The organism is Catellatospora bangladeshensis (assembly GCF_016862575.1).
GTDB lineage: Bacteria > Actinomycetota > Actinomycetes > Mycobacteriales > Micromonosporaceae > Catellatospora > Catellatospora bangladeshensis.
In genome coordinates, this window is record NZ_BONF01000058.1 from 11,742 (window position 1) to 31,434 (window position 19,693).

At 68.3% G+C, this 19,693-nt stretch carries 18 protein-coding genes; 12 read left to right on the forward strand and 6 right to left on the reverse strand.

Annotated features, from left to right (window positions below):
- Window positions 1–9 precede the first annotated feature (9 nt).
- From Cba03nite_RS36705 to Cba03nite_RS36715, 3 genes are all read right to left on the reverse strand, one after another.
- Window positions 10–1,263 (reverse strand): lanthionine synthetase C family protein, encoded by a 1,254-nt coding sequence (locus Cba03nite_RS36705; RefSeq protein WP_203756722.1) that lies wholly within the window; start codon window positions 1,261–1,263, stop codon window positions 10–12.
- Window positions 1,260–4,355 carry a lantibiotic dehydratase gene (locus Cba03nite_RS36710; RefSeq protein WP_203756723.1) on the reverse strand — a complete coding sequence of 1,032 codons (3,096 nt, stop codon included), beginning with the start codon at window positions 4,353–4,355 and terminating at the stop codon, window positions 1,260–1,262. Before Cba03nite_RS36710 ends, Cba03nite_RS36705 begins: the two co-directional genes overlap by 4 nt.
- Before the next feature lie 84 nt (window positions 4,356–4,439).
- Window positions 4,440–4,574 carry an FxLD family lantipeptide gene (locus Cba03nite_RS36715; protein WP_203756786.1) on the reverse strand — a complete coding sequence of 45 codons (135 nt, stop codon included), beginning with the start codon at window positions 4,572–4,574 and terminating at the stop codon, window positions 4,440–4,442.
- A gap of 399 nt (window positions 4,575–4,973) precedes the next feature.
- Here Cba03nite_RS36715 and Cba03nite_RS36720 point away from each other — a divergent pair, with 399 nt between their 5' ends.
- Both Cba03nite_RS36720 and def read left to right on the forward strand, forming a co-directional pair.
- Window positions 4,974–6,584 carry a helix-turn-helix domain-containing protein gene (locus tag Cba03nite_RS36720; RefSeq protein WP_203756724.1) on the forward strand — a complete coding sequence of 537 codons (1,611 nt, stop codon included), beginning with the start codon at window positions 4,974–4,976 and terminating at the stop codon, window positions 6,582–6,584.
- A complete protein-coding gene (gene def / locus Cba03nite_RS36725) occupies window positions 6,581–7,138 on the forward strand; it encodes a peptide deformylase (RefSeq protein WP_203756725.1) in 558 nt (185 codons plus the stop codon). The genes Cba03nite_RS36720 and def overlap by 4 nt, the downstream gene beginning before the upstream one ends.
- A 117-nt stretch (window positions 7,139–7,255) precedes the next feature.
- On the opposite strand, the gene Cba03nite_RS36730 is transcribed toward def, so the two are convergent.
- From Cba03nite_RS36730 to tmk, 3 genes are all read right to left on the reverse strand, one after another.
- Window positions 7,256–8,152, reverse strand: coding sequence for a phosphotransferase enzyme family protein (locus Cba03nite_RS36730; RefSeq protein ID WP_203756726.1), 897 nt, complete (start codon window positions 8,150–8,152; stop codon window positions 7,256–7,258).
- Entirely contained in the window at window positions 8,149–9,522 is a 1,374-nt protein-coding gene (locus tag Cba03nite_RS36735; protein WP_239126292.1) for a helix-turn-helix domain-containing protein, read from the reverse strand. The genes Cba03nite_RS36730 and Cba03nite_RS36735 overlap by 4 nt, the downstream gene beginning before the upstream one ends.
- A 237-nt stretch (window positions 9,523–9,759) precedes the next feature.
- A complete protein-coding gene (gene tmk / locus Cba03nite_RS36740) occupies window positions 9,760–10,377 on the reverse strand; it encodes a dTMP kinase (RefSeq protein WP_203756731.1) in 618 nt (205 codons plus the stop codon).
- Between the two features lie 527 nt (window positions 10,378–10,904).
- On the opposite strand from tmk, the gene Cba03nite_RS36745 reads away from it, so the two are divergent.
- From Cba03nite_RS36745 to Cba03nite_RS36790, 10 genes are all read left to right on the forward strand, one after another.
- A complete protein-coding gene (locus Cba03nite_RS36745; protein WP_203756733.1) occupies window positions 10,905–13,148 on the forward strand; it encodes a sensor histidine kinase in 2,244 nt (747 codons plus the stop codon).
- Window positions 13,145–13,549, forward strand: coding sequence for a roadblock/LC7 domain-containing protein (locus tag Cba03nite_RS36750; RefSeq protein WP_203756735.1), 405 nt, complete (start codon window positions 13,145–13,147; stop codon window positions 13,547–13,549). Before Cba03nite_RS36745 ends, Cba03nite_RS36750 begins: the two co-directional genes overlap by 4 nt.
- Window positions 13,542–14,150 carry a GTP-binding protein gene (locus tag Cba03nite_RS36755; protein WP_203756737.1) on the forward strand — a complete coding sequence of 203 codons (609 nt, stop codon included), beginning with the start codon at window positions 13,542–13,544 and terminating at the stop codon, window positions 14,148–14,150. The genes Cba03nite_RS36750 and Cba03nite_RS36755 overlap by 8 nt, the downstream gene beginning before the upstream one ends.
- Window positions 14,151–14,167: 17 nt before the next feature.
- Entirely contained in the window at window positions 14,168–15,367 is a 1,200-nt protein-coding gene (locus Cba03nite_RS36760; RefSeq protein ID WP_203756739.1) for an ABC transporter substrate-binding protein, read from the forward strand.
- 111 nt (window positions 15,368–15,478) lie between these two features.
- Window positions 15,479–16,264 (forward strand): class I SAM-dependent methyltransferase, encoded by a 786-nt coding sequence (locus Cba03nite_RS36765; protein ID WP_203756741.1) that lies wholly within the window; start codon window positions 15,479–15,481, stop codon window positions 16,262–16,264.
- Window positions 16,261–17,118 carry a branched-chain amino acid ABC transporter permease gene (locus tag Cba03nite_RS36770; protein WP_203756742.1) on the forward strand — a complete coding sequence of 286 codons (858 nt, stop codon included), beginning with the start codon at window positions 16,261–16,263 and terminating at the stop codon, window positions 17,116–17,118. Before Cba03nite_RS36765 ends, Cba03nite_RS36770 begins: the two co-directional genes overlap by 4 nt.
- On the forward strand, window positions 17,115–18,050 hold the full coding sequence (locus Cba03nite_RS36775) for an ABC transporter permease subunit (RefSeq protein ID WP_203756743.1): 936 nt from the start codon (window positions 17,115–17,117) through the stop codon (window positions 18,048–18,050). The genes Cba03nite_RS36770 and Cba03nite_RS36775 overlap by 4 nt, the downstream gene beginning before the upstream one ends.
- Entirely contained in the window at window positions 18,047–18,748 is a 702-nt protein-coding gene (locus Cba03nite_RS36780; RefSeq protein ID WP_203756744.1) for an ABC transporter ATP-binding protein, read from the forward strand. The genes Cba03nite_RS36775 and Cba03nite_RS36780 overlap by 4 nt, the downstream gene beginning before the upstream one ends.
- A complete protein-coding gene (locus Cba03nite_RS36785) occupies window positions 18,745–19,413 on the forward strand; it encodes an ABC transporter ATP-binding protein (protein WP_203756746.1) in 669 nt (222 codons plus the stop codon). The genes Cba03nite_RS36780 and Cba03nite_RS36785 overlap by 4 nt, the downstream gene beginning before the upstream one ends.
- Window positions 19,410–19,601, forward strand: a complete 192-nt coding sequence (locus Cba03nite_RS36790) for a hypothetical protein (protein ID WP_203756748.1) — start codon at window positions 19,410–19,412, stop codon at window positions 19,599–19,601. The genes Cba03nite_RS36785 and Cba03nite_RS36790 overlap by 4 nt, the downstream gene beginning before the upstream one ends.
- Window positions 19,602–19,693 lie beyond the last annotated feature (92 nt).

A 19,693-nucleotide genomic window follows, 5' to 3' on the forward strand; every position in this document is an offset into this window, starting at 1 on the left:
GGCCTGTCGTCAGTTGATCAGCAGGCAGCTTTGCCAGGCTGCTTCGCTGTGAGGATGGGCGAGTTGGTGCAGGGTCAACGCGATGCCTGCCTTGCCGAGTATCAGGCCTGGATACTCCTCAGGCATGGGGTCGAGGGCGTGTTCGAGCAGCTCGTCTACGGCGAAGGTGAGACTTTGCGGCAGGTGTTCGGTCAGGGCGTCTTCCGCGGCGGCCAGGCCGGTCAGGGCTACGCCGGACCAGCCGTGGCACAGTGCGGGGTCGGTGATCTGGCGGAGCTGGCCGGGGTCGCTCAGGCAGCGAACGAGGGCTGTTTCGGCTGACTGCTGCCGTTCGGAGTCGCCGGCAGCGATGGCTGCGAGCTGCAAGACTCGGGCGATGCCGGGCGTTCCGTAGCACCAGGACGGGCGGCGGGACGTTACTTGGCGGGTGGCGCCGACTCGTAGCTCGGGAAGGGTGATGTGCTCGGGCCACCATGGGCCTGCCGGTCCGGGCTGTCGCCACTGTTCGAGCCAGCTGCTGATGGTGTCGATCGCCTCAGCCTGGCCGGGCAGCGTGATGCCGTGGCGCATCGCGATCGCCAGCAGTGCCAGTGGACCGGGTATGCCGTGGGCGGCACCGAGGTTGGCATGGCCACCGTCGGCTGGTCCGGTCTGTCCTGGCAGCGGGGACGGTGTCCACCAACCTGGCACGGCTGCGCCGCCGGGGTGCGGCGACGGCAATGGTGCGGTGAGGTTGATCAGATAGGTCAGCAATCTCGTCAGGAGCGGATCGGCAGGGCTGCGGTGCAGCAGGTAGGTGCCCAGTCCGGTGAGACCTCGGACAAGATCGAATTCGTCGGCGGTCGGGTGCCGGCCGTCGCTGATCCGCTGTTCGGCGGCGTCGAGGCGCAGGGCGGTGGCGTCGTCGATGCTGGCGTCGAGCTTCGCGATGGTGGGCAGATAGCGGCCGGGAGCTGCGGTGCGCAGTGCGAACGCCACGGCGGGGGCTCCGAACCACAGCCCCGACCCGGCCGCCACCGACAACGGTGCGCAGGTGGCGGCTCTGACCCACGGCAGGACGCGGGCGGGGTCGCCCAGGCCGTCGCGGGCCCGGACGCCGTGCAGGACCGCGACCCCGATCGCGCCTTTCGACAGAGCCTGGCCGTGCCACAAGCCACTGGCGGGACCGTCGTCGAAGTTCGGCTGTGGCGGCTCGGTGAGCTGATCAGCTAACTGCTGCGAGATCGCTGCCGCTCGTGCGCGTTGGCTGCTGGTCAGGGTCATCGGCCAGTCCTGTCGGAGGTGTCTCGGACTGCGGCCAGTGCGGCGGCGCGGGCGAGCCGGTAGGTGCGGGACTCGTCCTCGCCGTCGATGCCGTACGCTCTGACGTGGTGCAGGTGAAGCAGCGAACCCAGCACGCTGTCGGGCCGAAGGTGAGTGTCCGGTTCGCGCAGCAGCTCGGCGTAGGCCGCAGCTGCTACCCGGCGGTGCTGCCACGCTTGGGTCAGCTCCGTCGGCGCCTGCGCCACCAGTGAGCGGGTCTGGCGCACGATGTCCGGGTGCAGCCGGGGCCGCCGGCCTCCGGGCTCCTTTCCTGGGTGATCGACTAGCCACTGCAGCCCGTCTGCCCGGCTTCCCGTGATGGCGCAGCTGAGATCGAGCAGGCTCGCCGCGGTGAGGGCTTCGCGCGGCCAATGGCGATGCGTCCGCAGCGTCAGAAGTTGTGATTCGGCGGCGGCCGAGTCGGCGGCGAAGAAGTCCTCGGCGGCACGCATGATGGGGCCGGTGCCGTAGCGGGCGGTCTCCGGCTGATGAGTGTCCAGCACCAGCCTGGTGACCAGGCCGAGCTCCCGAAGCTCGGCTGCCCAAAGCCCTACGCGCTTGGCCGCGTGGCCGTAGTCGTCGGTGTGCAGCCGCAGGCGCAGATGGTCGGATGTGTCGTGGAAGCGTATCCACCAGCACTGTGGCGGCCGCTGCCACATCGCCAACAGGTTTGCCAGGTGGTCGAGGAGGATCGCATCTACGAGTTCACGGGGCCCGTAGAGTTTGGCCAGCAGGATGCCGTCGCCGGGCAGGACCAGGTCCCGAACGGTGACCATCGGTAGAGGCGCGCGGGACGTGAGCACCTGCGGCGTCGGCGACGGCGCGGCGGTGGAGATCAGTGGGATGACGACCTCGTGTGCACGACCGCCGAGCCATCCGAAGTCGTGGCGGGCGGGTGCTTCGGTGAGCGTGAGGCTGGATCGGCCCCGGGCGTATTGGTGCAGCACGGCTCGGTCCCGGGCCTGATCGAGGTCCAGCCGTAGCAACTGGTCGCCGCGGCCGACCTCCACCCGGCCTGGGACGCCGCGCTGGCGAAGCTCCTCGATACGCGCTTTCCATCCGTCGGCGTCCAAGCCTTCGAAGCCGTCGACCCGCCACTGCGCTGGGCTCAAGACCGTGCGCCGATAGCGGACCCTGGGCCGAACCGGCAGGTGCCGCGCAGCCGTACCCCAGTCGAACAGACGTACCGGGGCCGCCGTGGCCCGGGTTACCTCCGCCAGGAACCTTGCGATCATCGGCATGGTGTGCCGCGCCGCCGCGTTACCCATCAACGGCTGCACGGTGCACCGTCGCGCCATCGACACCAGGTAGAACCGGACGTCGTCGACCATCACCGCAAGATCGTCTAGTTGAAGATGTCGCGCGAGGACTGGCCGATGCTCACCGAGTGCGATCACGTGGTCGACGACGGGCAGGGTGTGGACGACGTTCTCCAAGCCGGCGGTGTTCGGTGGCGAAGAAAGCTGGGCGACGATCTCGCCGACGGTGTAAGCAGGCACGCTGTGATAGGCGTTCAACATCCGGCCTCGGTCGGAGTCTTCGAACAGGTCCAGGAACCGTCCGGTGGTCGAGGCGGCCGACCGACCTACACCTCGGATTCTCATGTCAAAGCGCCCATCGGCAAGGTCGGCGGCGGTCAGCGCGCGCACCTCGAAAGCGACGTCGAGGTTGGAGGCGGTTCGGAATATGCCCGTCGGGTCGGCCTCGATCGTCTGCAATAGTCGGTCGTCGATGACCAGCTCGCCGCGGCCGTCCATCGACGTCTGCTGGGCCAGCCGCAGCAGCAGCGCATCACGTGGTGTTACGGGACTGTTGGCGGAGGTGGCGGCGAAGTGTGCTGGGAAGCCGAGGCCGACGGTAGGGTCGGTCAACTCACGTACCGGAACGAGGGCACCGAAGCCGTATCGGGCCGCGAACGCCTCACGGTAGGCAGCCCAGTGGATGTTTGGGCCTGGCCCCAGCCTCAACAGAATTTCGGCGGCGGCGGTGGCTTCGTCGGCCACGCCCGGCGGCAGGGTGATGGTGCTGTCGTGGCGGAGGTCGACCACAGTCGGCTGGTCGGCGGCATCGCTGATGCGCAGCATGTCGCGCCGCAGGCGAGCACGTACCTCCATGTCGGTGCAGTGCTGCTGGTCGGCCTCTTGCATGAGCGCCTGAACCTGGCGAAGCTCCTGGACGAGGTTGGCGATCTCGGGGAGGTCGGCGGCACCGGACCGGTCGAGTTCGGTCAGCGTGTGCGCGAGGACGTCCGGGGTAGTTCCCGTCGGCCGCAGCGAAGTGATCAGAGCCCCTGAGTCGATCAATGCCGAGACCAGGGCGTCGAAGTACGCCGCAGACTTCGATGGGTCAGCCTCGCCGGCTGCCTTGATCACATCGGGGACGGGCGTAGGAGTGGCGGCGGCGTGCAGCACCGCGCGCACCGCCGAACCGAGCCGCAGGGTTCGCAGTTCAGAGCCGCTGCTAACACCTCGATGAGCTGCGCGGCTGCGGTCGTGTTCCTCGGTGCTTGGGCGGGGCATACCGGAATGGGGCTGCCACGGCACGACCAGCCGGTCGCCGCGCACGAAGCACAGGTCGTTGTAGGTAACCAGCAGCAACGCTCGTACGGCGCTGCAGCGCTCAAGCCGGTTGATGACTGCGCTGATCCAGGAGCTGTCGCAGCGGGTGCGAGGGCGGTGATCGTCACCGAGGCGCACGCGCACATCGCCGAATGCCAGCGGAGCGACGCCGGCGAATAGGCCGAACGGTGTGGCGCGGCCGTCCATGCGCACGAGGTACTTGGCAAGCGAGTCCACGAGGCGCCGGATGTCGAGGTCCGACACCCTGGCCGACGGTTCCAGCGCCGCAGCTACCCGGTCGGCGAGAACTGGGCTTGCCGCTGTGACGGCTGCCGCCACCAAGGGGCGCCTCCAGGCAGCTTTGAGCCACTCCAGCCACTGGGCTGTGGCTACGACACAGCTTTCCGGCCATGCGGCATCACTGGGCACGGATGTGCTGACCCGGATGGTGGCGGCGTCGATCGGGCGAAAGACCTGCCGCGGTTGCTTGGTCACCCTGCCGCCCTTCAAGTCGTGGAGATCAGGTCAGGTGTGGCCTGGTGCCGGAGCCGCGATGTGGGCCCGGCACCAGGCGCGAGTTCAGCAGTCGCCGGTCTTCACCGTGTCGCAGCCGTCGTCGGTGCTGGACATCAGCACCGACGAGACGGGCCCGGTTGCGGCGGTCTGAATGTCGAGGTCCAGGTCGACCTCATCGTGGAGCGTGGGGTTCTGCACGGTTCCTCCTTCGAGGGGCATGGCGCCGGCGATCTGCCGGACGCGGCTCAAACACAGGTGGTGCTCCCGCGCTGCGCCGCAGGCGAAGTGCAAGTGATGCAGCGAGGAAGGTCCATTGAGCGACGCGGATGCCAATGTCGGTAACCCCACGACCCCGACTCCGACATTCCACTGACAATCGCCGCGCCGTGGAGTGTCGCGGCTACCCTGGCGGCGTCCACTCCTGTCGGCAAACACCTTCCAAGATCCATATGAGTGCCGACACTGCACTGACATGGAGCCCCGCATTGTTGGTGGGGATCGATCTGTGCGACATCTATGCTTGGCGTGCCGGCGTGGTTGTCGGCTCGACGTGGGGTCAAATGCCCCGAGTGTTCCGAGCGCGGGGTCGGAGGGCTCATGGCTGTATCAGATGAAGTCCACAACGCCCGGCTCGCTCTCGGCATCAAGCTGGCAGCTGCCCGTGATGCCGCCAAGTACACGCAGAAGCAGCTGGCCCGTCTGACGAACTACGGCCGCAGCTCCATCGCCAACGTTGAAACAGCCAGGCAGAACGTTCCCCGCGCATTCTGGGTCGCCGCTGACGAGATCCTCGGTGCCAACGGCGAGCTGATCGCCGCATACGACCAGGTGGAAACCCTCGCAGAAGCCGACCGCCGCCGGTCCGCAAAGGCCGCTGCACACGAAAGGCTGCTTGGACTGCCTGCCGCCCGGTCAATGCCCTGGTATGGCACCCCGGAGTTTGGACCGGCCACCAGACTGACCGACCCGGCGTACAACGCGAGTGCTGGCTCAGAGTTGATCGCGCCAAGCCCAGACCTGGCTCCGCTTTCCAGCCGTGACCGCCTCTTGCTCGCCATCGACGACCGTGCCCGCGAGCTCTACATCCGCGGCCACGGCATGCTCCACGGCAACCAGCGCCACGAGATAGAGACAGCCCAGGCGCTGCTCGACCGTGCCGTCGGAAGAGACCCTCGCCTCTCCCTGGCCATCGCCGACCGCGGCTACACCCGATGGCGCCAGTACTTCGCCGGATGGACCGACCGACCGGAGGTGGCGCTTGCCGGTGCCCTCCGCGACGTCGAGGCGGCGCTGGCAGTCGACCCGGACTCGGTCGCCGCGTACGCGACTTTCGTTCGAGCGTGCTGGGACATGGGCTGGCACCACCGCGCCCTCCAGGCTGGCAGGACCATCTACCTCAACCGGCCCGACAGCCTGGACGCGACGATCACCTACTCCCGCGCCCTCATGAACGCCGGCATGGCCGAGCTGTCCAACACCCTGGCAGACGCAGTGCTGGCAGAGGATTCGACGCACCCATCTGCGACAAAGCTGAAGATCTGGTGTGCGCTGCTGCTCGGCCGGCACCAGGATGCCATCGACGTAGGCCGTCCGTACCTCCAGGTCAACCGCGGCGACGCCAACACCCGATGGGCGCTGGCGCTAGCCGCTGCCCATCTGCCCGCTGGCATCGACGACGCCGTGCGCATCGCCGAAGAAGCACTCCGGGCAGACCCCACCGACGTGACGATCTGGCTACTGCTTGGCTACCTGCAGATGCTCCGCGGGCACCACGACGCTGCGCAGAAGACGTGGCAACAGGGCGCCGACAGCTTCGACAAGGACCACGTCGGCGCGAATCATCGGACTATCGCCTGGATGGCCAACCTCTACGCCGCGGCCCGTGACGAGACGGCTGCCAGGAAGTGTATCGATTACCTCCTGGCCAGAGACGGCACCAACGGCTACATCCGCTACCGACTGTTCCACGCGCTCGCCGAACTCGGCGACGTTCTGGCAGCTGTCGACATGCTCGACTCTGCCGTGACGTGCGGATTCATGTCGCTGGAATTGCTGCGCCAGGAGGGAACTCTCGGACCGCGTCACCTTCACGGTTACCCACCGTACCGGCGAGTCGTGGCAAGGCTGGAGGACGTTGTCGCCAGCGCCCGGAACTCTCACGCTTCACTGTCGACCATGACCAGAGTAAAGGAACCGGCATCCCGATGACCACGTACAAGAGCAGCCAGGACTGGATCGCCGGCATCGCCAGCCAAGGCGTCGTGACCATCGGTGATCCCCGCCTCAAGGCACCCACGGCCGCAGTCGACGTTATAGGCGAGGTGGAGGCCCTGCTCGATGAGATGGTGGCGAGACTCAGGGCGCTCAACGGCGCAGGCCTGGCCGCTCCACAGATCGGCGCATCAGTGAAAGCGGTCGTGGTAGAGGTCCGCAAGACCGACGTCTTCCCCGACCGCCCTGAACACCCACTAACGCAGATGGTCAACCCCGTCATCCTTCGACACTCAGAGGAACTGGTCACCGACTGGGAGGGCTGTTTCAGCGTTCCCGGGCTCATGGGCCTCGTGCCACGTCACCAGCACATCCAAGTGAGCTACCTCGACGAGTCAGGCAACACGGTGACCAACGACTTTCACGGCTACGCTGCCCGCGTCGTACAACACGAGGTCGACCACCTCGCCGGTGTTGAGTTCCTCAACCGGATGCCCTCCATGGACAGCATCACCACCGTTGCCAACTACCTGACGCATCACCGGCCATAGTGCATGTGCGGCGTATCAGGACCTCCAGGGTCGCCGCGGCGCGCCGACTGCGGTCGAGTACGTACGCCTGCATCTTAAGGAAGACTGGAGAAGATCAGGTTCCCCTGCGACGTGTGATCAACGTAGATCAGCGAACGGTGTCCATCGCGTGTTGTGGTCACCGCTGAGGATGGTGTCGAGTCGTGTACGGAACTCGCGCTCCACGCCCGGCCCGCTGGCCAGAAGGGGAACGGCTGCGACAACCATCTTCAGCTCACGCGCCGAGCGAAACAGCGGCCAGTCGGGATCTTCTTGTACGTCGTAGCCGTAACTCTCGACGAGTTGACGGTGGGCGCCGGGGCGGTCGAACCGGGCCTCACCTACCGCGACAGCGGCAAGATCGGATTGCCAAGGGCCGGTTCCGATGGGGTCGAAGTCGCAGAACACGACCCGCTGGCCGTCGTGCAGCAAGTTGCCGACATGGGCGTCGCCGTGAACCAGGCTCCGAGGGTGCCTGTGCCTCAGTTGTGCCAGTCGCGGTTCGAGGTCGTCACACCATGCTTCGATGGCGCCTCGGTCGGCGTCTCGAAGGCCTTCGGCGTCGACCAGTCTTCGGCGTGAATCGGCAACGGGATCCCAGTCTGGTAGCTGAAACGGCGGAAGTTCGAGTCTGTGAAACTCCCTCAGTGCCGGGCCAAGATCGCGAATCGTGAGCGGTTGACGTGCTGGAAGGTACCGCCAGACCGTTGCCAGCATGCCGTTGACAGCCAGTGGCTGCTGCTCCGGGCCCGCCAGTCGAACGGTGGGTGCGTTGACCTGCTCGAACCAGCGGGCGAGCGCGACGCCTTTGGTTACGCGGTTGCCGGGTTGGTGCGAGCGGGCTATACGCACGACGACATCGGATGCCGGAAGGGCGAACACGGCGTTGTTGGTCAGCCTGAGCAGCGTCGCTCCCGCCGGGTTTAAGCCGTGTCGGGAGGCTATCTCCAGCATCGCCGCAGTCATGATCTCTTCGGTGAAGCGTCCGCTGGTCATGTCATGGTCCGTGGCGGGCTGATGACCGTGCTGGTGAACTCAGCGACTGCGGGGCGCCGGGCGTAGGATCCGAAGTCGCGAGGAAGATTGCGGACGCGCTCGGCAACCCGGTGGGAGGCGACCGTGCCGACCAGGGCACTCAGTTCGTAGCCCGCGGTCACGGCCTCATCGGGTGCGTGGGCGAGCATCAGCGCGCTGACCAAGCCGATGCGGTTGAGTATCGAGGATCGGATGCTGTCGGTGCTGAACCCGGCAAGTGCCTGTTCGACCCAATGGACTGCTTGCGCGCCGTACTGCGGGTCTGGCTTCGGCACTCCGGGACGACGGCCCATGTCGTGCTTGCGCGCGAAGTCGCGATAGACGCGCCCGTACTGGGCGCACAGCTCGCCGTGGTCGTAGAAGTGCATCCATGTGGGCTCGTGGTGGAGATTGATACTGGCGAAGGCGGTGCTGGCCTCGTCCAGGCGCCGTCGTGCGTCATTGCTGCGCCCGAGAGCGGCCAGCGATGCTGCTTCGGCGCCCAGGAGCATGGCCAGGACCGCTGGCGTAGCCGATGTGCCGAGTTCGGTCCGGGCGAACTGCACCGTGTGCAGGGCATCGACGTTGTGATGGCGGTGCTGCAGCTGTCTGGTCTGGCAGTATCTCACTCTCGCGGTGAGCAGTGGATCATGCGCCTTTACGGCCGCACGTTCGGCTAGGACGAAGTGGCGGTGGCTGTCCTCGTAGTAGCCGGCGTCAAATGCCGTCCAGCCGGCCATGAGGCGGACTCCGGCGACGGCGCTGGCGAGCCGCTGCTCGTTTGGTGGGTCGACGATCGCCAGTTCTGGATCCAGCCAGAGAGTCGCGGACTCGGCGACGTCGGCGAGGTTTTGGCGCAAGGTGCCGCCGCCACGCTCGCGATCGACGGACCGGTAGAGGTCGGTTACGGCGAGCAGCCGGGTGATGTCGGTCTGGCCGATTCGGCGACGCCCTCGTCCCAGGGTGTTCGGTCCGAGGCCACATGCTGCGGCAACCCTTGCCAAGTGCGTGAGAAGCTCATCGCCCGATAGCCCGGTGTCCTGATGCTCGGGCAGGGCCGTAACGAGCCCGCTTGCCGGCTGGAACGCGAGAGAATGCTTGGATCGCAGATCGATCAGACGGTCGTGTTCAGCAGTGAGAAGGCTGCCTGAGCTCAGTAGCTGGTCACAGAGCGTCCAGAAATCACGGGTCGCCACCTGCCGACCGGTTTCGATGTTGGCGATCGAGGACCGGCCGTAGAAGGTGAGCCGTGCGAACGTGGCTTGCGTGTACCCCGCCGCGGCGCGCAGCGCGGCGAGGTGGCTGCCCAGGGCTGCGCGCGCCTGCTCAATGCTGACGGGATCCTCGGCCACTTCAACCTTCCGCGATGCGAACCTCGGAACACAGTCTGCCCCAACTAGGTTGGACCGCAGGAGGCTCGGCGACGCTGCCTGACAAACTCCAACAATCTTCCGACATTCTTCCGACATCGGCGCGTATGAAGACGGCCGCAGAGCAGTGACCTGGCAGTACGACCGGGCGCCATGCCCGATCTTGACTACGAGCAGCCGCCCAACCGGCGGAGCATGGCCTGCTGCCCTGGGTGAGGCCTACAGGTGACCCGGGATCCGATCCTGGTTGAGCAGCCGCATGATCTCGTCGACGATCTCTGGTGGTCGGCGGCCGTAGCAGTCGATGGTGTGCTGGATCCAGTTGTGGTCGGGGTGGGCCAGGAACGCTGCCGCGTCGCGGTAGTACTCGAGCTGCCGCTGGGGGGTGCCGGTGAGTTCGAGCCGGGTTGCTCTGCTGCGCGCGGCCAGTCGGGACGCGATGACCTCTGGCCGGTCGACCAGGTAGACGGTGGTGCACTGCAGGAAATACTGGTTGTAGGTCCATATCTCGTCGGGCTCCAGTCCGTCGATGCGATGTAGGACCATCGATGACTGCACGTAACGGTCTGTGATGACGTGCTTTCCGCTGTCCAGCGTTGGGATGATCATCGACTCTACGTGGTGGGCGCGGTCGGCGGCCAGAGCCAGCGCGAGCGCTCTGCCCTGCAGCATCCATTCGGAGGCGCGTACCAGGTCACCGAACGGGCTGCGTGTCGGCTCGGCGGTCAGGACTGCCTCGTGTCCGCGCCAGCCGTTCAGACGGTGTGCGAGCAGGCCGGCGATGGTGGTCTTACCGGACCCGGTGGGGCCCTCGACGGCGACGAACTCCGCGGTCACCGGGTCGCCGCCAGCAGGAGGAACTCCAGCCCGTCAACGCCGACGCTCGTGCGGAAGGCGCACGATGCGGAGTGGCCGTCGTCGATCAACGACTTCATCGCGGGTTCTCCAAGGGTAGGTCACGGAGCGGCAGCCGCTGAGCACGCCTGCGAGTGGATCGCCTAGTGCTCGCCGCTGTCGTAGACACGAGTACATCGGGCGGGCGTCGGTGTCGGATAGGGGCAGGCGCCTATTCCGACAATCCACTGACAATGCTTAAGCCGTAGCTTCCATGGGATCCCCGGACGCGGACCATCGATACAACATTCGACCGAGCATCCCGTTCGAGACCGGCGCTGGCCTGGTAGTTCGGGGGCCGCAGTGCCGTTCGTAGCCTAGACGCTAAATGTCGGGGGATTGTCAATCGTTGGCATCTGCTCTAGCCGACAACGCACGCGGTCCTCCCAAATGGACTCCAGCGCCGTCCGCCGCATGATCTGCGGCGGGCCGGTCGGCATCAGGACCGTCTGGTAGCGGGAGGCGACGAAGTGAAGGCAACAACGACGGGCGCTGTGCGTCGTCGTGGGCGGTCAACGTGGCGATGGTGGCTGCCGGAGTACCAGCCGATTCGCCGCAAGCTCTGGTCGATCCTCGTCATCCCGGCCGCGCTGCTGCTGGTGTTGGCCGGGCTGACCGTGTACGGCAGCACGCGGGAAACGGTCGACGCCGATCGCCTCGTGCGACTCGCGAGGCTGTCGCAGGCGTCTGGGGCGTTGGCTGACGCGCTGTCGCAGGAGCGTGCGTCAGCAGCGCTGGCTTTGCTGGGCCAGCCGGCCGGACTCGGCCAGAGCGCCCGTAGCGTCGACGACGCCATGACGACGTGGCGAGCCGTTGCTGCCGAAGTCGCCGACGACGATCGAAGCGATGCGACACGCAGAGCGCAGGCCCTCATGGACGGGCTGCCTGACCTTCGTATCGCGGTCACCGACGGACAGCAACACACTGCATTCTCGGTGGTCCTGCTGCGCTACCAGCTCGTGATCGCCGCGCTGCTGGAGATCCGGCAAGGTCTGGTCGTCGCCGGCGCCCCGGCGCAGACAGCGGAGCGGATCCGCGCGGCGGTGGCTCTGTCGCAGGCCGCCGAGGCGGCCGGAATGCTCCAGAGCGGCGTGGCGCGGGCAACGACGATGGGCGCCCTGAGCCCGGCGACGGCATCGCAGCTTGCGTCGGTGCGTGCCACCTACTCGCAGGCGCTGCGCGACTGGGACGCAGCCGCGATGCCGCAGTGGACCGCCCAGCTGGACCAGGCCCTCAGCGGCGAGCAACTGCTCACCGCTCAGCGGCTTGACGGAGTTGTGTCGCGTACGCCGGTAGGGGAGCGTCTCAGCCTGCCCGTTGCGCAGTGGATGCAGGCCCAAGCTGCGCGACAGCAGCGCCTGCACGAGGTCACCGCCACCGCCGACGGTGCAGTCGTCGCGATGCTGGAGGACTGGCGCCGCCAGCGTGCAGTGATCGCTGGGGCCACTGGCGGGGGATCGCTAGCCGTTCTGCTGCTGTCGGTGTTACTTGCCTCGTTCGTGGGCCGCCGAACGGCGCGATCGCTGGAACGACTGCGTGACCAGGCAACGGGCATTGCTCAGGCCGGACTGCCGCAGGCGGTCGCGGCGCTGGCAGCCCACCCGTCCGAAGCGCTCGCTGGACCGGCTGGCAATACCCGTTCGGCGGTGGTGCTCGAGGTTGTCGGCGATGACGAGGTCGCTGCTGTGGCCCAGTCGTTCAACCACATCGTCGCCACGGCGCTGGAGCAGGCGACCGCGCTGGTCAGCGCCCGCGATGAGGTCACTCGTCTGATCGTCGACCTGGGCCGCCGTCAGCAGATCCTCATCGACGCGCTGCTCAGTCGCATCGACGCCGCCGAGCGGCAGGAGACCGACACCGAGCGGTTGGAGCGGCTGTTCCAGATCGACCATCTGGCGGCACGGATGCTGCGGTACAACCGCAACCTGCTGCGTCTGGGTGGGGTGCCGATCGCGGTCACCTACTCGGTCCCGGCGTCGCTGTCGGACGTGCTGACGGCCGCGACCTCCCACGTCGAAGGCTATACCCGGATCACGATCACCCATGTCGATGAGATTCTGATCCGCCCTCCCGCGATCGCGGCGGTGGTGCAGGCCCTGGCCGAACTGCTGGACAACGCGCTGACGTACTCGCACGTCGGGGTGCAGATCAGTGGTCGGCGGGTCGGTGACCGGGTGGTCGTGGAGATCACCGACTCCGGTGTCGGGATGGGCGAGCAGGACCTGGTAGCGGCCAATGACCTGCTCGCGGGCCGCGTCGCGGCCGAGGCTGGCGTGCGGCACATGGGCCTGCAGGTCACCGCGAAAGTGGCCGCGGAACATGGTCTCGAGGTGCTGCTCCATACCAGTACAGGGGTCCCCGGGGTGACGGCCGAGGTGACGTTGCCGTGGGGTGTGCTGCAGCCAACCAGTCACCGCCTGCCCGAGTCGGTGGTCGGCGCCCCAGCGCCCCGGCTGCTGGACCGCCTCGCTGGTGCGCCAGCCGTTCGGAGTCTGCCCGCCGCACCGCCGCCCGCTGCTGCGGCGACGGTCACTTCGGCGGGTCTACCGGTCCGGGACCGCGAAGCGCGAAACGCACCTCCTGCCGCACCTGCCGTAACCGCCCCCCGTGACGCGCTCACCCGAGCGCACGCGCTGTCGGCCATCCAGCGCGGCCAGCTGGCCGCGCGCGCAGGCCGAACCTCTACCCAACCTCGTGAAGGAGATCTGCCGTGACCCGCACCGATGTCGAAGACGACTACCTGACGGATCTGCTCAACGGCTTCAAGGCCGATCTTCCCGGCGTCAACCACGCCATCGTGGTGGCAGGCGACGGACTGCTGCTGGCCAACACCGGCACGCTGGAGCGCGACCAGGCCGAACGGATCGCCGCCGCTGCGGCAGGGTTCGCCGGGCTGGCCAACCAGGTCGACGGCGAGCTGCTCGGCGGCGGTCTGCAGTCGATCACCGTGGAGCTGTCGGAAGGCTACGTGCTGATCACCCAGACGCCCGGCGGTGCCCGGTTGGCGGCGGTGGTCCGGTCCAACAGCGACATCGGCCAGGTCGTGTATCAGCTGGGTCTGCTGTCGGACCGGGTCGGCAAGACCGCGTTGGCGGTCGCGGCCCGCCATGGCTAGCGCGGCAGCGCCGGTGCAGCAGGTTCCGGATGTCGTGTCGGTGAAGATCGTGATCGCCGGTGGGTTCGGGGTCGGCAAGACCACGTTCGTGTCGGCGGTCTCCGACATCGGTCCGCTGACCACCGACGTCACGATGACCGCCGCAGGCCAGGACGTAGACGACCTGTCGCTGGTGCCGGACAAACGAACGACCACTGTCGCCTTCGACTTCGGTCGGGTCGACCTCGGCGAGATCCGCCTCTACCTGTTCGGCACCCCGGGCCAGACACGGTTCTGGTTCATGTGGGACTCGGCAGTCAGAGGCGCGCTGGCCGCGGTTGTACTGGCCGACACCCGCAGGTTGGCCGACAGCTTCGCCGCCATCGACTTCTTCGAGCACCGGCAGTTGCCCTACATCGTCGTGGTCAACCAGTTCGACGGCGCTAAAGATCATAGCGTCGCCGATCTGCGTGACGCGCTGGCGATCGATCCTGGCGTGCCGCTGCTGACCTGTGACGCCCGTGTCCGCGATGGCGTGAAACGCGTCCTGATCGAGCTGGTTGAGCACCTGATCCAGCTCCGTGATCCCCGCCGCGTCGCGGCGGCCAACCATCCCCTCTGACACAAGGACCCCTAACCATGAGAGACAGTGCACGCAGGCTTGCCGCCGCAGCGACCGCCGCGGTGGTGTTGCTGGCCACAGGCTGCAGCGGCTCGGCGATCGAAGACGTCCACACGGCCATCGAGCAGCAGCTGGTCATCGGGATGGTCGTGTCCCAGACCGGTGTCTACAAGACGGTCGGCGACGACATGGTCAACGGCCTGAAGCTGTACCTCGACCAGCACGGCGGCCAGCTCGGCGGCCGGACGGTTGACCTGGTCATCGAGGACGAGGCCGAGGGCGGCGCCCCGGCCCGCGCCGCGGCCGAGAAGCTGATCACCTCGAACAAGGCGGTCGCGCTGACCGGGGTCGTCGGCGGCGGTTCGGTCGCGGCGATCAAGCCGCTGCTGGACCAGCACCAGATCCCGCTGATCGGCTCCAACGCCCGACCGACCAGCATGCCCAACCTCGACTGGGTCTGGCAGACGTCCTACATCTCCACCGAGCCCGGCATCGCGATGGGTGACTACGTCGCCCAGCAGGCAGGCGGGCCGGTGTGGGTGATATGCCCTGACTACCAGGGCGGCTACGACGAGTGCAACGGCTTCAAAGACGCGTTCCTGAGGGCCGGCGGCAAACTCGCCAACCCGGACCAGAAGATCGTCTGGACGCCGTTCCCGATGACGAAGAACTTCCAGCCGTACCTGACGCAGATCCTGCAGTCGGACGCCAAGGCCGTCTACACCTTCTACGCCGGTGGCGCCGCGATCGACTTCGTGAAGCAGTACCGCCAGTTCGTGGGGGACAAGCTGCCGCTGTTCGCGGCCGGGTTCCTGACCGAAGGCAGCGTGCTGGGCGTCCAGGGCGATGCGGCCAAGGGCATCCGCAACAGCCTCAACTACAGCCCCGACCTCGACAACGCCGCCAACAAGCGCTTCGTCGCCGACTACCAGGCCAAGTACCAGGCCCTGCCGACGACGTTCGCCATGGCGTCCTACGACGCCGGCGCGGTGCTGGACAAGGCGATCGCGGCGGCCGCGGCCAAGGGCGAGGTCACCGGAAAGACGATCAACGAAGCGGTCGCCGGGCTCGGCCAGATCGACTCCCCGCGCGGGGTGTGGCAGTTCTCGACCAAGACCCACACCCCGGTGCAGACGTGGTACCTGCGCGAAGTCCGCACCGACGGCCGCGCACTGACCAACGTCGTGCTGCAGGAGCTGGCCACCATCGGCGGCTGACCACCAGACGGATCCTCCCCCGAAACGGGGTGTGCCCGGCAGGTCAGCGCTTCAGGGGAGCTGAGCAGCCGGGCACACCCCACCCCGAACCACCCACGAAAGGCCAGCACCATGACCCGCACCGCCTACGCGTTCGCCGGGAAGACCTCCGTCGACGAACAACTCAAGGCCCTGACCGACGCCTGCGACCCGTTCACCCGCGCCGGACTCGACAGCCTCGACATCCAGGCCGACTGGCAGATCCTCGACATCGGCGCCGGGTCCGGCACCATCGCGACCTGGCTGGCCGACCGCGTCGGCGCCGACGGCATGGTCACCGCCACCGACATCGACCCCTCCCGCATCCCGGCCCGACAGCGCCTCACCACCGTTCCGCACAACATCGCCGCCGACCCGCTGCCCGACGCCTACTACGACCTGATCCACTCCCGCCTCGTCATGATCCACCTCCCGGCCAGGGAGAAGATCCTCGGCAAGCTGCTGGCGGCGCTCAAGCCCGGCGGTCACCTGATGCTGCACGAGTTCGACTGCACGGCCCGCCGCACCGTCCTGAACGGCGGCGCCGACGACACCGCCCTGCACGAGCGGGTCATCGCGGGCATCAACCGGGTCCTGCTGACCGCCGGGGCACAGCTGGACTGGGGCACCGCCGCCCACGCCGCCATGACCCGAGCCGGTTTCGTCGACGTCGACACCACCGCCACCCAGGTCAGCAGCCGCGGCGGTGACCCCTGGGCCCGCCTGGCCGCGATCAACACCCTGCAGCTGCACGAACAGCTGCTCGACACGGGCCTCACCGCCGCGGACCTCGACCGGTTCCGGAACCTGATGGACGACCCCGACTTCACCGCGATGTCGTACCTGATAACCCGCACCACGGGGCGGCGAGCGCAGTGACCGCAGTGGGGATCGTCGACGCCGTCGCCTGCGGGCTGGTGTACTACGTGGTCGCCTCCGGGCTCACCCTCATCCTGGGCAGCCTGCGGGTGCTGACCCTCGCCCACGGCAGCGCCTACCTCGCCGGAACGTGGCTGGCCTGGCAGCTGCAAGCCGACACCCCGGCCGGGTACCTGGCGGCGCTCGGCGCGGCGATCCCCACCGGCATCGCACTGGGCTCCGTCGGCGCCGCACTGACCTGGCCGCTGCGCCGCCACGGGCACCTCGCCCAGGCCCTGGCCACCCTCGGCCTCAGCCTCATCGCCGCCCAGGCGTTCGCCGCGGCGACCGGCGGCGGATGGCTGCCCGCCACCCCGCCACCGCCGCTGGACACGACGGTCAGCATCGCCGGCGCCCGGTACCCGGCCTACCGACTGCTGTTCATTGCCGCCGCGCTGCTCATCGCCCTCATCCTGTGGGTGACAATGTCGCGAACAAAGGCAGGTCTGACGGTCCGGGCGGTGGCCGACGACCCGGCCATGGCCGCCTCGATCGGAATTCGGCCCGCGCTCGTCCACTCCCTCGTCTTCGCCGCCGGCACCGTCCTTGCCGTCCTCGCCGGAGTCCTTGCCGCACCGATCGTGCCCGGCGGGCCCGGCACCGACGGACAGATGCTGGTGACGAGCCTGCTGATCGTCGTACTCGGCGGGGCAGGCGACCTGCGCGGCGCGTTCGTCGCCGCGCTGGTCACCGGAGCCGTCACCACCATCGGCGTCATCACGGCCCCGGCGGTCGCGCCGTTCCTGCTGTTCGCTGTCCTGGTCGCCGTCGTGGCGATCCGCCCGTCCGGGCTCGGCAGCCGGAGGTGGGCATGACCCGCCGCCTTGCTGTCACCGGCGTCGCCGCCGTGGCGGTGGCACTGCCGTTCGTCGCCGACACCTACACCGTGACCGTAGGCGCCCGGATCCTCGCGCTCGGGCTGCTGGCCGTCGCAGTACACCTACTGTCGACCCGCACCCTGCAGGCGAGCCTCGGCCACGGCGCATACTTCGGCGTCGGCGGCTACACCACCGCGCTGCTGGCCCAATCAGGCCACGACAGCGCACCCCTGCAGCTAGCAGCCGCTATCACCGCAGCCACGGCCGCAGCCGCAGTGATAGCCGTGGCCCTGGCCCGCCTGCGCGGACTGACCTACGTCCTGGCGAGCCTGGCCGTGGGCATGCTCGCTGCGGCGTACGCCGCCAGCGCGCACACCGTCACCGGCGGCACCGACGGCATCGCCGCCGCAGCACCGAAGCTGTGGCCCTTCGGCATCTCCCTCGCCCCGGTCGGCACCCGCTACCTGTGGCTGGCCACAGTCGTCCTCGGGATCTGCGGCCTGCTGGCCTGGCACGCCCGTTCGCCTTTCGCCGCCGCAGCCATCGCCATCGGCGACATCGACCAGGGCATGAACGCCTTCGGCTATCCCGTTGCCCGGACCGTGTGGCGGGGACACCTGCACTCGGCCGCCGTCGCCGGAGCCGCTGGCGCGCTGTGGGTCCACGCCACCGGCTACCTCAACCCCACCGACCTCGGCCTGACCACCTCCGCGCTGGCACTGGCCGCAGCAACCATCGGCCACCACCACGGACCCATCGTCGTGATCACCGCGACTGCGGCACTGGTCTGTGCCCGCGACGTCGCCGCCAGCCACCTGCCCCCGGCCGGGCAAGGGCCGCTGTGGCTCGGCCTGCTCCTGCTCACCGCAGCCTTCCTGCCGCTGGCCGGCCGCCGCACCACACCGACACCAGCCGAGGTGAGGCCATGAACCCGCCGCTGCTCGCCCTCAACGGCATCATCCGCCGATACGGCGCCATCACCGCCGTCGGACGGATCAACGTGACCGTCGCCGCCGGGCAGCGGCTGGCGATCACCGGACCCAACGGCGCCGGAAAGTCGACCCTGCTCGGACTGATCGACGGCACCGTCACCGCAACCAGCGGCAAAGTCATCTACGACGGCACCGACATCACCACGTGGCCCACCCACCGGCGGGCCCGCGCCGGCATCGCCCGGGTGTTCCAGCACCCGCAGGTGGCGGCACGGCACACCGTCCTGGGCAACATCCTGCTCGGCGTACACCGCCACCACCGCACGGGAACCGCGCTGCTACCGCCACGCCGGGCAGCAGCCCGGCTTATGCGCGAAATGACCCTGCACCTGGCCGACCAGACCGGTCTGCGAACGGTCGGCACACACCTTGCCGGCCACCTGTCCTACGGACACCGCCGCCAGCTCGACCTGGCCATGGCCCTGGCCGGCCAACCCCGGCTGCTGCTGCTCGACGAACCCACCGCTGGCCTGTCAGACCACGAAACCGAGCGCATCACCCGGATGCTGTCGGCCCTGCCCGACACCATGACCGTGCTGATCGTCGAACACGATCCGGCCGTCGCAGCCCGCATCACCACCACGACCCTGCAGCTGAACGCCGGACAACCCACGGCCGAAGGCGGCCCCGCATGAGCACCGCGACGCTGCACCTGAACCAGCTCGAAGGCGGCTACCCCGGCCACCGCGTCCTTCGCCCGACCAACCTCACCGCGACGCACGGTGACATCGTCCTGATCACCGGACCCAACGGCGCCGGGAAGACGACCCTGATCAACGCCATCGCCGGACACGTGCTCACCTCAGGCCAAATCTGGGTCGACGGGCAAGACATCAGCCGGTGGCCCGCCGACCGCCGGGCCCGCGCAGGCATCGCGCTCGTCCCGCAGCACCGCGGGCTGTTCGCCGGCCTCACCGCCGCAGAACACCTACGCCTCGCCACCACCGACGCAAGCGCCGTCGACGACGTCCTGGACCGGTTGCCCCACCTGCGCACTCGTCTGCGGCACCGGCCGTCGCAGCTGTCCGGCGGCGAGCAGCAGATGCTCGCGATCGCGAGGGCACTGGTCCGCTCACCGCGACTGCTGCTGCTCGACGAACCTGCCGAGGGCCTCGCTGCCACGGTCGTCGGCGAACTGGTACGCGTCATCGCGGACGTCGCCGCAGCCGGCGGAACGGTGCTGGTAACCGAACCCGGCACCGGCACCGCTGCCTGGCCAGATGCCCGCCACCACGAACTGCGCCGCGGCCTCCTGACACCCGTCCTTGCGGCGACCGACGCACAAGGAGCACGGCCATGAGGCGGCCACTGGAGCTGATGACCCCGCCGATCGGCACGCTCGCGCCCTGCCTGGCCTGCGACCGGCAGGCGACCTGGGATGAGATCCACGGCTGGGTCCACACCATCGACGTCGCCGACATCCTCTCCGGCGCGGCTATGTCGGCTCATTCGAGCCATGTGGCCGCCGCTGAATGGCCACAGCGATGAACGGTGCCCAGCTGACAGTTTCGGGCGTGGCAGCGCCGACCTCCCGAGTGATGAGGGGACTCGGGAGCCTCCCGGCCGGGTCGGAGTCCGCA

Bases quoted from the DNA above. Each gene is read 5' to 3' on its own strand.
- Cba03nite_RS36720 (WP_203756724.1), top strand. From the start codon at position 4,974: ATGGCTGTATCAGATGAAGTCCACAACGCCCGGCTCGCTCTCGGCATC.
- Cba03nite_RS36765 (WP_203756741.1), top strand. From the start codon at position 15,479: ATGACCCGCACCGCCTACGCGTTCGCCGGGAAGACCTCCGTCGACGAA.
- Cba03nite_RS36785 (WP_203756746.1), top strand. From the start codon at position 18,745: ATGAGCACCGCGACGCTGCACCTGAACCAGCTCGAAGGCGGCTACCCC.
- def (WP_203756725.1), top strand. From the start codon at position 6,581: ATGACCACGTACAAGAGCAGCCAGGACTGGATCGCCGGCATCGCCAGC.
- Cba03nite_RS36775 (WP_203756743.1), top strand. From the start codon at position 17,115: ATGACCCGCCGCCTTGCTGTCACCGGCGTCGCCGCCGTGGCGGTGGCA.
- Cba03nite_RS36755 (WP_203756737.1), top strand. From the start codon at position 13,542: ATGGCTAGCGCGGCAGCGCCGGTGCAGCAGGTTCCGGATGTCGTGTCG.
- Cba03nite_RS36790 (WP_203756748.1), top strand. From the start codon at position 19,410: ATGAGGCGGCCACTGGAGCTGATGACCCCGCCGATCGGCACGCTCGCG.
- Cba03nite_RS36780 (WP_203756744.1), top strand. From the start codon at position 18,047: ATGAACCCGCCGCTGCTCGCCCTCAACGGCATCATCCGCCGATACGGC.
- Cba03nite_RS36730 (WP_203756726.1), bottom strand. From the start codon at position 8,152: ATGACCAGCGGACGCTTCACCGAAGAGATCATGACTGCGGCGATGCTG.
- Cba03nite_RS36760 (WP_203756739.1), top strand. From the start codon at position 14,168: ATGAGAGACAGTGCACGCAGGCTTGCCGCCGCAGCGACCGCCGCGGTG.
- Cba03nite_RS36705 (WP_203756722.1), bottom strand. From the start codon at position 1,263: ATGACCCTGACCAGCAGCCAACGCGCACGAGCGGCAGCGATCTCGCAG.